The organism is Streptomyces sp. SM10 (genome assembly GCF_002910915.1).
Lineage (GTDB): Bacteria > Actinomycetota > Actinomycetes > Streptomycetales > Streptomycetaceae > Streptomyces.
Genome location: NZ_NEUF01000188.1, coordinates 27,078 through 40,477, shown reverse-complemented (window position 1 = coordinate 40,477; position 13,400 = coordinate 27,078). Strand labels below are relative to the sequence as shown.

Genomic DNA, 13,400 nt, shown 5'->3' with positions numbered 1-13,400 from the left:
CCACGTGGTACGTGGGGTGGTGGTGGTGCTGCCGTGGCGCACGTGTCTCGCCTCCTTCCGCGTCCGGGGCCTGTGTTCGTCCGCGACGATACGGGCCCCGGCTCACGGGGTCCACCGGATTACGGCCGGTCCCACACCATGGTGAAGGCGCGCTCGAAGTTCACGTAGCCGAGGCGCTCGAACGACCTGGCCATCGGGACGTTGCCGAGATCGGTCGCGGCCCTGATGCGGTCCACGCCCTCGGCCACCAGGACCCGGGTGCCCTCGGCCAGGATCTCGTCGATGTACCCCTGTCCGCGGTGCGCCGGCAGCACTCCGATGTACGCGAGCACCGGGTGGTAGTTGTTGCGGGCCGGGATCACGAAGCCGACCGGCTCGCCGTCCGGGAGCTCCGCGATTCTCCACCACTCCTGCCCCGTCCTGAAGTGGGCGAACTCCTCGTCGTAGTGCTTCTCGGCGGCCTGACGCGCACTCAGTCCGGAGGCGAGGTCCTCCTGCCCGTGGGCGTCCAGCGTGCCCTCCATCACCGGCGTCATCAGGGCGACGAGGTCCTCGCGGTCGGCCACCTGACGGAAGGTGAGCCGGCCGGTCCCCTCCGGGACCGGCGTCCCCTCGCGCCATTCCAGGCGCAGCCGCTCCACGAGCATCCGGGCGCCGCTCGCCTCCATGACCCGCACCCGGGCCTCCACCACATCGCGGGCCACCGGGTCCTCGTGCCAGTCCGGCGGCACGAAGCGGCCGTACTCCGGCCTGGCCGCCCCCGCGGGCACGACCGAGGCCTGCGCCTTCTCCAGCAGCTGACCCCCGATCGCACCGCGTTCGGACTCGGGGAGGGTGTCGTCCAGGTCGAAGAAGTCCAGGGCCTGCGGTGCGGAACCCGGCTGACCGGTCCACCACGAGATCCGGCCGAGGAGGCGGTCGCCGCTCAGCGCCACCCACATCCACTCCGGGCGCCGCCGCCCCGTGGCGAGGTCGTCGGCGAGCTCGTGGTCCAGGACGTACGACAGGCGGCGGAACAGATCGAGCTCGTCCGGCCCGGTGAGCGGACGTATGGTCATGTCTGATGGTGCGAAGGGCACGCGGTCTCCTCGTACGAGCCGCGGCGGGCGTGCGGCGGCGAGGCGAGACCCTAACAGTCGGCTGCCCTGCCCATGGCGCATTTGTGGTGCTGCCTCGCAGGTCAGGAAGCCGGAAAACGGGCATCGTCTGGACACCCCGGCTGTTCCGGGCCGACAATCGTCGGTGTGACGTCCTCCTTCGAGCACTACACGTATCCCGCGCGGCTCACGGACGCCGAGCGCGACCGTGTTCTCGGTGTGCTCAGAGACGGCGCCGCCCAGGGCAAGCTCTCCCACGACACCTTCCTGCGCCGCATGGAGCTGGCCCTGACCGCGCGGCGGTCCGAGGAGTTGAGGGCGCTCACCTCGGACCTGGACTCCGGCGGGCGCTGGTCCCGCGGACTGTTCCGCGCGGTGGGCGGTGTCTCCGCCTTCCCGGCGCGCGTCCGCAGGGCGTGGCAGTCCGAGCGGCTGCCGAAGCTGATGCTGCCCCTGCCCGGCCCGCACGCGCTGCGGATCGGCCGCGATCCTGGCAACGGACTCCGGCTCAGCCACGAGACGGTGTCGCGGATGCACGCCGAACTGACCGCGCACGGCAGCCGGTGGGTCCTGAGCGACCTCGGTTCGACGAACGGCACCTGCGTCAACGGCCAGCGGGTCGTCGGTTCGGTCGTGGTGAGCGACGGCGACCAGGTGAGCTTCGGCCGGATGACGTTCCGCCTCACCTCCTCGCTGCCCGCGCCCCCGGCCTGACGAGCAGCCACGTCCGCACCCGCGACGGTGCGGACGTGGCTGTGTCCCCAGGACGGGGTTCGCTCACACCGGTCCCCGCGCCGCCGGCCCCGGAAGCGCGATCCCGGAGAGGGCGTCTCCGGTCACGGGTGTGTCATCCGGTCAGGGTGAACGCCTGGGCGGCGGAGCCGTCGCACGGCTGCTGCGAGAGCCTGGCGCCGTCGGCCCGGGAGGATCCGTTCACCGTGAGGCACTTACCGCTGTGGCGGGCGGTGAAGCGGTACTGCCCGCCGGTGCCGACGGGCTCGGGCTTCCACTGCTGGTTGCTGCCGCCCACGTAGGACCACAGGTGGACCTTGGTGCCGTCACCGGTGGCGCCGGCGCCACCGTCGACGTCCCACACCTTGGAGTTGTGCCGGTTGACGACCTGGTAGGCGCCGTCGGAGGTGGGGCGGAACTGCCAGCGCTGGTTGGCGCCGGTGCCGCAGGCCCACTGCTGGAGCGTGGTCCCGTCGGCGGTGCCCCAGTCGGCGGCGTCCAGGCAGGAACCGCTGTTGCCGTTCCTGACCTGGTACCAGGTGTTCGGGTCGATCGAGCCGGCGGGCGGTTCGGTGGTGGAGCCCGTGCCGTCCCAGACGAAGGTGGCGACCGCGCCGGCGGGCAGGGTGTAGGCGAGGGACTTGCCGTTGTCCGTCAGTGAGAGCCGCTGGGCGCCCGTACCGGTGTTCACCACGTAGGCGGCGCGGCTGCCGTCGGGGTTCTGGAAGGCGACGTTCTGCACCCCGCCGCTGCCCTGGCTGGTGGAGCCGATGCGGGTGGCGCCGGCCTTGACGAACTTGGTGACATGACCGAGGACGTAGTACTCGGCGTTGCGGGTCACGTTGCCGTCCGTGATGTCGACGATGCCGTTGCACCGGGTGCCGCAGCCACCCTGGTGGGGACCGCCATTGCGGTCGAGAGCGAGGTTCCAGTTGACGACGGTCTCGCCGCCGTGGCGCATGTTCTGCACGACGAGGTTCTCCGCGTGCCACCGCAGGGTGTCGGCGAAGGTGGTGGCCGGGTCGGCGCTGTCGGTGCCCGAGCACTCGGTGAAGAAGACGCGCTTGCCCGCGTCGACGACCTGCTGCTGGGCCGAGGGCGCTCCGCCGTAGCAGTGGAAGGCCCCGCCGATCACCCGGCTGATGCCCTGGGTTCCGGCGAAGACCTCGACCGGGTAGTTCGGATGGTCCCAGTTGTGGTCGTAGGCCAGCAGATTGGTGGCGAGCCCGGCAGCGGTGAAGGTGCGGTCGAGGACCTCGAAGAAATCCGCCTGCTGACCCGACGTCATGGTCATGGAGGGGTAGGAGGCCGCGAACTCCGGTTCGTTCTGCACGGTGAGGTCGGTCAGCCCGATGCCCTCCTGGCCGTACGCCCGGATGGCCCTGACCAGGTAGTCGGCGTAGTCCTGGTAGCTCTCGGTCCTCAGACTGCCGCCGATGAGGGAGTTGTTGGTCTTCATCCAGGCGGGCGGGGACCAGGGGGAGCCCATGAAGCGGATGGACGAGTTGACGGCGGTGGCCTGCTTCAGGACCGGGAGGATCTCGCTCCTGTCACGGTCGATGGAGAAGGCGCCGCGGGTGTCCTCGTAGCTGTGGAATCCGCCGGCGGCGTTGAAGTCGGAGTCGCCCAGTGGCTGGCGCAGGTAGTTGAGGCCGATGCCGTCGCCGGTGGAGAACAGCGATCTCATCAGCTCGTCGCGTCTGTCCTGCGGAAGGCTCTGGATCAGGTGAGCGGAGGCTCCGGTCACCGAGGCGCCGGCACCGGTGAACTTCTGGCCCCTGCTGCCGCTGTCGATCCGTATGTCGACGGCCTGGGGCGTCGCGGTGAAGGGGACGCTGCCGTCCGGGGCCAGCTTCCTGCTGCCGTCCTGCGTGGTGACCCATACCCGGGCCGTGGGGTCGGCGGCCTGGGCGGTACCCGCGCCGGACAGGCCGAAGCCGGCCACGGCCAGGGCCAGGGCGGCGCCCGCGGCTCCGGCCGTCCGGTGGCGGGCGGGACTGAGTGGTGACATCGTGCGGCTCCTTCGGTTCGTACCTGTGCGGGTGGTTCGCCGGCTCCGCCCGGGCTGCTCGGCAGCGCAGGGGGCCGACGACTTACCTGAAGGGGTGGTGCACACCGGGCCGGTGGCCCTTGGATCTCACATCGGGCCGGCGGTCGCGATACCGGTCAACTGCCGCTGGACGAGGGGCAGTCCGGGCGACGACGATATGAAAACACACTCACTGAGTGGTTAGTCAGTGATGTGGGTCACCTATTCGCGAGGGTGTGACGAGGCCGGCGACCGGCAGGAAGGGCGGGATTAGGCTGCGCGGGTGAGTAACCCTTCAGCAGGCACACCCGCCCACAAGGCCCGGCCCCGCACCCCGCGCAGTGCGGAGGCCAAGCAGCGGCAGCAGCGCATCCTGCACATCGCGACGGACACCTTCGGCACCCGCGGCTACAACAACGCCTCGCTCGCCGAGATCGCCGAGCAGGCAGGCCTGACCCAGGCGGGCGTCCTGCACTACTTCCGTTCCAAGGCGCTCCTGCTGACCAGCGTGCTGGAGCTGCGCGACCAGACGGACATCGAACAGCCGGGAGCCGACCGGCCCCAGGGCCTCGAATTCCTCCGCCACCTGGTGGACACCGTGCTGCGCAACGCCGAACGGGAGGGCATCGTCCGGTTGTACGCCGTGCTGTCGGCCGAGTCCGTGACCGAGAACCACCCCGCCCAGACCTACTTCCGCGAGCGGTACACCGGGCTGCGGGCCTTCGTCGCCGACGCCCTGCGCGAGGCGTGCGACCTGCCCGACGACCGCGCGGACGAGGCCGGGACCGCGGCCAACGCCGTCATCGCCGTCATGGACGGCCTGCAGGTGCAGTGGCTCCTGTCCCCTGAGGCCGTGGACATGGCCGCCTCGACCGACCTCGTGGTCAGCTCGCTGCTGACCACACTCGCGCCCCACAGGTTCGGACCCGCGGCGGACCGCTGACCCACCCTCCCGGCGGGTGCGCCCGGCAGGGAGCCCGAGCGGCCTCTCACCCGCGGCCCGGCACCACTGGCGCCCTCGTGAGAAGGGCCACCGGCCGGTCCTCGAAGAGCCGTGCCACGGTGACCGTGGACCCCGTGAACTCCCGACCGGGCGAGAGGAGATCGGTCCACGGGCCCTCGTCGGGCAGCACCAGTTCCGTATCGCGCCAGCCGCCCTCCTCGTCGAGCCGCAGGGCCAGCCGCGTCACCGCCGTGACCACCTCGCCGGACCGGCAGAACGCCAGACAGTGCGCGGCCGCGGGCCCCCGGGCCGCCAGCGGGGCGTACGTGCCCGACTCGCCGAAGAGCTCCGGGCGCTCCCGGCGCAGACGCAACGCGGCCGTGGTCAGTGCCGTCTTCTCGTCGCCGCCCTCGGGGGGTCTGCTGAACGGCGCCCGGTTGTCCGGGTCGACCAGCGCGATGTACTCCCGCTCCGTGCCCTGGTACAGATCGGGCACGCCGGGCATCGTCAGATGGACCAGCGCGGCACCGAGCACATTGGCCCGCGCGAAGGGCGTGAGCGTGTCCGCGAACCTCGTCAGCATCGACCGCGCCTCGCCCGTGTCGCTGCCCGGGCCGGCCGCCACGAAGTCGGAGACCGCCCGCTCGTACGCCGGATCCGGCTCCGTCCAGCTGGTGTGGAGCCCCGCCTCGCGCACGGCCTTCAGCAGGGCGGGTTCCAGCCGGCCCGCCATCTCGCCGCCGGGCAGCCCCGCACAGCCGTACGCCGACTGCCAGGCCTGCCAGGCAAGCTGGGGATCAGGGGCCGCCACGGACGCCGCCCTGGCCAGCTGCGCCACCAGCGAGGACCACCGCTCGGGGCACTCCGACAGCACCGCGATCCGGGCCCGGACGTCTCCGCTGCGCTTGGTGTCATGGGTGGTCAGCACCGTGCCGGTGGCCGGCCAGTCCCGCGCGATGCGCGCACAGAACGCGTGGAACTCCTCGGGGCTCACCGCCGGCTGCCCCGGGTCACCGCCCACCTCGGTCGCGGAGATGAGCGGCACGTAGCGGTAGAAGGCCGTGTCCTCGACCGACTTGGCGTGCAGCGCGGACGCCGTCTGTGCGAACCGGGCGCAGAACGCCGTGTGTTGCGGCCCGTCGCCGAGCAGGCCCAGCGCCAGGTCCCGCACCACGTCGACGGCCCCCGCCTCCTCGGGGACCGAGTACACAGCCTTGGCGTCCCGCACCGCCTCCGCCGGCAGCGTGGACTCGGCGATCTCCGTGAGCGGGCCGCCCGCCGTGACGTACGGCCGGTAGACGGGGACCCGCACCAGCAGCTCGCGCACCGCCGTGTGCAGCGCCCACGGTGCGTGGTCGTGCAGTGCGGGATCGCCGGCGCACGCCTCGACCGCGTGGCGGGTCAGCCACTCCGTCTCGGCCGCCAGCTCATGGGTGACGACGCGGTACGCGGCACGGCGGACCGTCGCCGTCCAGTAGCCGCCGCGGTCCCCGGGAGGGCCGGCGAAGTCCCGGTAGCGGCCCAGCAGGTCCGCCGCGCCCATCGGGTCGGTGAACACGCCGTCGACCCGGTGCAGCGCGTCGTACCCGGTCGTGCCCGCGACCGCCCAGCCGGCCGGCAGCGCCTCGGAGCCGGTGAGGATCTTCTCCACCACGGTCCACCGCCCGCCGGTGGCCTCGCTCAGCCGCCCGAGGTACGCGCCGGGGTCGGCCAGCCCGTCCGGGTGGTCGATGCGCAGCCCGTCGACGACGCCCTCACGGACCAGTTCGAGGATCTTGCCGTGCGTCCCGGCGAACACCTCGGGGTGCTCCACCCGCACACCGATCAGATCCGAGATGGTGAAGAACCGCCGGTAGTTCAGCTCCGTCCTGGCCAGCCGCCACCACGCGAGCCGGTAGTGCTGGGCGGCCAGCAGCTCCGGCAGCGGGAGACCGGCCGTGCCCTCCCGCAGGGGGAACTCCAGGTCCCCGTGGCGGAGCACGGGTGCGCCGTCGTCGCGGGCGCCGACATCGAAGCCGCCGCTCTCCTCGCCGGCCCGGCCCGCGAGCACGGGCAGCAGCACCTTCCCGCCCCCGGCCGCCCAGTCGATGTCGAACCAGCGGGCGTACGGGGATTCCGGGCCCTCGCGCAGCACCTCCCACAGCGGCAGGTTGTGCCGGGGCGCGGCGGCCATGTGGTTCGGCACGATGTCCAGGATCAGTCCGAGGCCGTGGGTCCGCGCGGTGGCGGCAAGCTCCCGGAGGCCCGCCTCACCCCCGAACTCGGCCCGCACCGTGTGGTGGTCGACGACGTCGTAGCCGTGCCCGGAACCGGGAACGGCCTCCAGGACGGGCGACAGATGCAGATGGGAGACGCCGAGTTCGGCGAGATACGGCACGGCGTCCGCGGCGGCGGCGAACGGGAAGTCCGGTTGGAGCTGCAGCCGGTACGTGGCAGTGGGCGTCATGGACTCGTACGTACCCAGCCCGGCGCCTCTCTCCCACCTTCTGCGCCAACGGCAGCGGCCCGGAAGCCGCCCGGCCGGTGCCCGTCACCCCATCGGCCTACGCCGGACGCTTGAGCACCGTCAGGCTCCGCCCCACCAGCGTCACCCGCTCGCCCGCGGAGACCTTGGGCCCAGCGCCGGGCGGCACCCCGTCCGGGATCGCCGTGTCCACGACGACCTGCCACTGCTTGCCGTGGTTCATCGGGACGGCGAATTCGAGCGTCTCCGCACCCGCGTTGAACATGAGCAGGAACGAGTCGTCGGCGATCCGCTCACCGCGCGGGCCCGGCTCGGAGATCGCGTGGCCGTTCAGGAAGACCGTCATGGCCTTGGCGTGGGCGGCCTGCCAGTCCCGCTGGGTCATCTCCTCACCCCTGGGGGTGAACCACGCGATGTCGGACAGCTCGTCGTGCGTGCCCTCCACCGGCCGGCCGTGGAAGAAGCGCCTGCGCCGGAAGACCGGGTGGTCGCGGCGCAGCCACACCATCGCCCGGGTGAACTCCAGCAGGCTCGTGTCCGATCCGCTCCCGTCCTCGTCACCCTCCTCGGTGCGCGCGGTGGCGGCCGGATCGGGCCAGTGGACCCACGAGAGCTCGTTGTCCTGGCAGTAGCCGTTGTTGTTGCCCCGCTGGGTGCGGGCGAACTCGTCGCCGTGGCTCAGCATGGGCACGCCCTGGGAGAGCATCAGCGTGGCGATGAAGTTGCGCATCTGACGGCTGCGCAGCTCCAGGATCTCCTTGTCCTCGGTCTCGCCCTCCGCCCCGCAGTTCCACGAGCGGTTGTGGCTCTCGCCGTCCTGGTTGTTCTCGCCGTTGGCGTCGTTGCGCTTGTCGTTGTAGGAGACCAGGTCGTGCAGCGTGAAACCGTCGTGGCAGGTGGTGAAGTTGATCGAGGCCAGCGGACGCCGGCCGTCATCCTGGTAGAGGTCCGAGGATCCGGTGAGGCGCCCGGCGAACTCCGCGAGAGTGCGGGGCTCACCCCGCCACAGGTCGCGCACCGTGTCCCGGTACTTGCCGTTCCACTCGGTCCACAGCGGCGGGAAGTTGCCCACCTGGTAGCCGCCCTCGCCCACGTCCCAGGGCTCGGCGATCAGCTTCACCTGGCTGACCACCGGGTCCTGCTGCACCAGGTCGAAGAAGGAGGACAGCCGGTCCACCTCGTGGAACTGGCGCGCCAGCGTCGCCGCCAGATCGAAGCGGAATCCGTCCACGTGCATCTCGGTCACCCAGTACCGCAGCGAGTCCATGATCAGCTGCAGGACGTGAGGGGACCTCATCAGCAGGGAGTTCCCGGTGCCCGTGGTGTCCATGTAGTACTTCTGGTCATCCGCCAGGCGGTAGTACGAGGCGTTGTCCAGGCCGCGGAAGGAGAGCGTCGGACCGAGGTGGTTGCCCTCCGCCGTGTGGTTGTAGACCACGTCGAGGATGACCTCGATGCCCGCCTGGTGCAGCGCCTTCACCGCCTGCTTGAACTCCAGCACCTGCTCGCCGCGATCGCCCCAGGAGGCGTAGGCGTTGTGCGGGGCGAAGAAGCCGATGGTGTTGTAGCCCCAGTAGTTGGCCAGGCCGGCATCGGCGAGACGGTGGTCCTGGACGAACTGGTGCACCGGCATGAGTTCGATCGCGGTGACGCCCAGCTCCGTCAGGTGGGCGATGACCTCCGGGTGCGCGAGCCCCGCGTAGGTGCCGCGCAGCTCCTCGGGCAGGCCCGGGTGGAGCATCGTCAGGCCCTTCACGTGGGCCTCGTAGATCACCGTGCGGTGGTAGTCGGTGCGCGGGCGGCGGTCGTCGCCCCAGTCGAAGTACGGATTGACCACGACGGAGCTCATCATGTGCGGCGCCGAGTCGAGGTCGTTGCGCTCGTCCGGCTTGCCGAACGGGTAGCCGTACACGGCCTCGCCCCACTGGATCTGCCCCCAGATCGCACGTGCGTACGGGTCGAGGAGCAGCTTCGCCGAGTTGCAGCGCCGTCCGTGCTGCGGTTCGTAGGGCCCGTGCACCCGGAAGCCGTAGCGCTGCCCCGGCATCACCCCGGGCAGATAGGCGTGACGGACGAAGGCGTCGGTCTCGCGGAGTTCCACCGCCGTTTCTGAACCGTCGTCGTGCAGCAGGCACAACTCGATTCGGTCGGCGGCCTCCGAGAAGACCGCGAAGTTGGTTCCGGCGCCGTCGTAGGTGGCGCCGAGCGGATACGCGTGTCCCGGCCAGACCTGCATAGATAGGACTCTTCCACTTCTGATCCGGGTGCTGGGTGTTTTCGACCCGATACTCCCCGAAAGACGGTCCCGTACCTAGTACGTCGGCCGGTGCGGCCGGGTCCCGTCGGCACGATCCCGTCGGGCCGGTCAACCTGGGACACCTCGGTGTCGCCCGGACAGGGGTCACGGGCCGCCCGACAGCTCCTCCGTCCGGTATGCGGCATGCGAGGAGGTGCGCAATCGCTATGAACCATCTCACTCCACCCGATCTCACCGCAAGGAACGGGCCTGTGAGATAGGGGAGTTGAGTAAGGAGCCTGTGCATCCGGCTGCACCGGCTCCCGCTGCCGGAGTACCCTTCCTTGATCGTTGGTGGGGGAGTGGAAGGTGGTACACGGGTGAGCTCGGGAGGGTTCGAGCTGCCTCCAGGTGACGCAGGTCACGAGGGGGAATCGACCGATGCCACGCCAGGCGCTGTCTCCCTCGCGCAGCCCATGGAGATCGGTGCCGATCTCGACTGGGGAGCGGACGCCTGGAACGAGGTGCGTACGCGGGCCCAGCGGGCGGGTCGTGCGTACATCTGGCTGAATCTGGTGGAGCAGCGGCTGCGTGCCGTGGTCTCCGCGGTGATCCGGCCGATCTACGAGCCGGTGCACGGCGAGGACTGGGTGGTGGCCGCCGCGGGGCCCGCGGGCCAGGAGTGGGTGCAGCGCGCCGTCGCGGTCCGGGAGGTCTCGCGCCGCAAGGGCTATCTGCTCGACCCGGCCGACGACAACGTCCTGAGCTTCCTGACGCTGCCGCAGTTGCGTGAGCTGATGGTCCAGCACTGGCCCTGCTTCGAGCCGTACTTCGACGACCGCCGCGAGGTGGAGCTCGCGCTGGACGAGCTGGAGGTGGCGCGCAACGTCGTCTCCCGCAACCGCGCGCTGAACGAGGCGGTCCTGGCGCAGGCCGAACGGGCCTCCGCGCGCCTCCTGGAGATTCTCGGCAGCGGGGCCGCGGTACCGTCCGCCGACCGGCTGCCCGTGGACGCCGTGGAGGAGCTGGTCGGCGACCGCTACGCCGACGTGGTCTCCGTCCATCCGGACCGGGTGCGGCTGCAGCGCCAGCTGCCCGCCGAGGACCTGTTCGGCGGGGCCCGCCGGCTGGACGCCATCGGCATCGGGCTCAATCTCCTGACGCAGAACTTCTCCGGGCGCCGGCTGGTGCGCCTCGCCGAGTCGGGGTGCCGGGTCAGGCTGCTCTTCATCAACCCGGCGAGCAGCGCCGTCAAGCGCCGCGAGCGCGAACTGGGTCTCAAGAAGGGCGAACTGAGCCGCTCCGTGGAGATGAACATCCTCCACATGCGCCGGGTCCGCTCCAAGCTCCGCGACCCGGGCGCCTTCCAGATCCACGTCTTCGACGAGACGCCTCGCTTCACGGCCTACCTGGTGGACGGCGACGGACCCGACGCGGTCGGGGTCGTCCAGCCGTATCTCCGGCGCGCACGCGGCATGGAGGCACCCGTGCTGGTGCTGCGCGGAGGGGGGCGTGCCGTGGTCAGGGCGGGGCAGGACAGCGAGCACGGCCTCTTCGAGACGTACCGCGAGGAGTTCGAGTCGGTCTGGACCGACTCCAGGCCCGTCTCCTGACGCCTCTTCCCGCAATGTCAGTGGTGCGTGCGAAGGTGGTCGTCACACGGGGGAAAGCACCACAGGAGGAGGTACGGGATGAGCTGGATGAGCGGGCCGCTGCTGGCGTTCGACCTGGAGACCACGGGGACGGACGTCGAGACCGACCGGGTCGTGACGGCGGCGGTCGTCCGGCTGGAAGCGGACGGATCCGTCTCCCGGGAGCGGACCTGGCTGCTCGATCCCGGCGTGGCCATACCCGAACAGGCCTCCGCCATCCACGGCATCTCGACGGAACGCGCCCGCGAGCACGGGGCTCCGGCCGCCTCGGCGATCGAGGAGATCGCGGGGGCCGTGGCGGACGGGCTCTGCTCGGGAACCCCCCTGGTCGTGATGAACGCGCGTTACGACCTCTCGCTGCTCGACCGCGAGTGCCGGCGGTACGGGGTCGCGTCGGTCAGTGAGCGACTGGGGAGCGCGCCGTCGCCCGTGATCGATCCGCTCGTGATCGACAAGCACGTCGACAGGTACCGGAAGGGGAAGCGGGCCCTCCACGCGCTGTGCGCCCACTACGGGGTGTCCCTCGACGACGCGCACGACGCGCGGGCGGACGCGGTCGCCGCCGCCCGCGTGGTGCGGCGCATGGGGGAGAAGCACCAGCCCGTCGGCGTGATGCCGCTGGAGGACCTGCACGGCCTCCAGGTGCGCGCGGCGGCCGAGCAGTCGCTCTCCCTGCAGACCTATCTGCGACGCACCGCGGACCCGGCGGCCGTCGTCGAGTCCGCCTGGCCCCTCATCCCTCGGAGGCGGGAGCCGGCGGGCGGGAGAGGGTGAGGTCCGGCGCCGTTGCCCGTCCGCCCGGGCGGGTGCCCGTCAGGCGGTAGGGGCTGCCTCTCGCCGAGGTGGCGGGCCCTGGCCCCGCCGGTCTCACAGCTTCCCGAAGATCACTCCGCGCCAGGTCCAGCCCGACGCGAGGGCGGTGTTCCGCAGCGGCCCGGTCAGCTGCGCGCTGTCGAAGCTGAAGGTCTCCGCCGCTTCGAGGCGCCCGCTCTCCCCGCGCTTGAGCGTGTAGCGGCGTGAGACGGTCCTGCCGGCGCCGCGGGCGTACTGCGACGATGTCCGCAGCCGCGGCGGATTCCCGACGCGGGTGACCTCCCACTGCTCCTCGACGGCACGTACCTCGTGGCCCTCCCCGGCCAGGCGCATCCGGATCCGGATGACATGCGTGAGCTGGGAGGAGACGAAGAAGTGGTGCCAGGCGGGCTCGTCGATGCGCCACTGCGCGACCAGATCGGCGTCGTGCGCCGAGCCGTCGCTGATGACGTAAGGGACCTCCGGGCTGTTGAGGCCGAGAAGGGCGCTCCGTACGTCCTCCGCCGAGCGCGGCGCGACTCCGTCCTCGGGGTGCTCGGTTCCGGTCAGCATGTCGAAGAATCCCATGAGGCCAACCTACGAGGGGTCGGGCCGGCAGGGCGCTGCGGGTCCTGCGCCGCCGTGGCCCGTCACGGGGGCGGCGCCGGTGTCCGGCCGGGCGGGCGTCCCGGGAGGCCATCCGTACGGCGGGGCGCGGTGGTCCGTCGCCGTGAGGACCGGTCGGACCACCGGGGTCGGCGGGCGTCAGCTCCTCCTGGGGACGGGGGAGTTCAGAAGGGGTACCAGCGCACCTCGGGGTCGTCCTCGCGCAGTGAGGCGACCCTGCGCCGGAATTCCGCGAGAGCCTTCGGGTTCGCCGGCGCGTGCTGGGAGACCCAGGCGCAGCTCGCCGTCTCGCGGGCGCCCCGCAGCACCGCGCACCCCTCCCAGGTGCGTACGTCCCATCCGTACGCTTCAGTGAAGGCCTCGTAGGCCTCGGCGGGCAGGCCGTACCGGTCGCGCGACAGGGCGAGGACCACCAGGTCGTGCTCGCGCAGATCCGCGGAGAAGGTCTCCAGGTCGACCAGCACCGGTCCGTCCGGGCCGACGTGGACGTTGCGGGGCAGGGCGTCGCCGTGGACGGGGCCCGGGGTCAGATGCGGGGCGAGGGCCGCCGCCGCCTTCGCGAAGCCGTCGCGGCGGCCGCGCAGGTAGTCGGCGTCGGCCGGGTCGATGGCGTCGCCGGCGAGCCGCAGCCAGCGCTCGACGCCGCCGAGCAGCTCGCGGCGCGGCAGCGTGAAGTCCTCGGGCGCGGGCAGCGCGTGCACCTGGGTGAGCAGTGGCGCCAGGTCGCGCGGCTCGGTCGGGCGCACGGCCTCGGGCAGCCGGTGCCACAGGGTCACCGGGTGGCCCTCGACGAGGCGGGCCAGGGGCTCGGCGGCCCGTACGGCGGGG

The 13,400-nt window shown here is 71.6% G+C and carries 10 protein-coding genes; 4 read left to right on the top strand and 6 right to left on the bottom strand.

The genetic code is table 11. The annotated features are described in order from the left end of the window. Positions 1–119: 119 nt before the first annotated feature. The gene (locus B9S57_RS33180) at positions 120–1,058 is read right to left on the bottom strand and encodes a GNAT family N-acetyltransferase (RefSeq protein WP_374936003.1); all 939 of its coding nucleotides are present in this window, start codon (positions 1,056–1,058) and stop codon (positions 120–122) included. Positions 1,059–1,244: 186 nt separating this feature from the next. Here B9S57_RS33180 and B9S57_RS33175 point away from each other — a divergent pair, with 186 nt between their 5' ends. Continuing rightward, complete coding sequence (locus B9S57_RS33175; protein WP_103760868.1) at positions 1,245–1,811, top strand: DUF1707 and FHA domain-containing protein; 567 nt, start codon at positions 1,245–1,247, stop codon at positions 1,809–1,811. A 133-nt stretch (positions 1,812–1,944) separates the two neighbouring features. Here the strand turns inward: B9S57_RS33175 and B9S57_RS33170 are convergent, their stop codons facing one another. Next, a complete protein-coding gene (locus B9S57_RS33170) occupies positions 1,945–3,840 on the bottom strand; it encodes an RICIN domain-containing protein (RefSeq protein ID WP_103760867.1) in 1,896 nt (631 codons plus the stop codon). Between the two features lie 301 nt (positions 3,841–4,141). Between B9S57_RS33170 and B9S57_RS33165 the strand changes: the two genes are divergently transcribed. Continuing rightward, the gene (locus B9S57_RS33165; RefSeq protein ID WP_103760866.1) at positions 4,142–4,801 is read left to right on the top strand and encodes a TetR/AcrR family transcriptional regulator; all 660 of its coding nucleotides are present in this window, start codon (positions 4,142–4,144) and stop codon (positions 4,799–4,801) included. Positions 4,802–4,847: 46 nt separating this feature from the next. On the opposite strand, the gene treY is transcribed toward B9S57_RS33165, so the two are convergent. Further along, positions 4,848–7,247, bottom strand: a complete 2,400-nt coding sequence (gene treY, locus B9S57_RS33160) for a malto-oligosyltrehalose synthase (RefSeq protein WP_103760865.1) — start codon at positions 7,245–7,247, stop codon at positions 4,848–4,850. A 97-nt stretch (positions 7,248–7,344) separates the two neighbouring features. Then, the gene (glgX, locus tag B9S57_RS33155) at positions 7,345–9,501 is read right to left on the bottom strand and encodes a glycogen debranching protein GlgX (RefSeq protein ID WP_103760864.1); all 2,157 of its coding nucleotides are present in this window, start codon (positions 9,499–9,501) and stop codon (positions 7,345–7,347) included. Positions 9,502–9,881: 380 nt separating this feature from the next. Between glgX and B9S57_RS33150 the strand changes: the two genes are divergently transcribed. Both B9S57_RS33150 and B9S57_RS33145 read left to right on the top strand, forming a co-directional pair. Next, entirely contained in the window at positions 9,882–11,114 is a 1,233-nt protein-coding gene (locus tag B9S57_RS33150) for an SAV2148 family HEPN domain-containing protein (RefSeq protein ID WP_103760863.1), read from the top strand. Positions 11,115–11,192: 78 nt separating this feature from the next. Further along, positions 11,193–11,927, top strand: coding sequence for a 3'-5' exonuclease (locus B9S57_RS33145; protein ID WP_103760862.1), 735 nt, complete (start codon positions 11,193–11,195; stop codon positions 11,925–11,927). 93 nt (positions 11,928–12,020) lie between these two features. On the opposite strand, the gene B9S57_RS33140 is transcribed toward B9S57_RS33145, so the two are convergent. Together B9S57_RS33140 and B9S57_RS33135 are read right to left on the bottom strand one after the other, a co-directional pair. Continuing rightward, positions 12,021–12,533, bottom strand: a complete 513-nt coding sequence (locus B9S57_RS33140) for a hypothetical protein (protein ID WP_103760861.1) — start codon at positions 12,531–12,533, stop codon at positions 12,021–12,023. Positions 12,534–12,736: 203 nt separating this feature from the next. Beyond that, the coding region (locus tag B9S57_RS33135) for an aminoglycoside phosphotransferase family protein (protein WP_258036743.1) at positions 12,737–13,400 on the bottom strand (664 nt) is incomplete at its 5' end.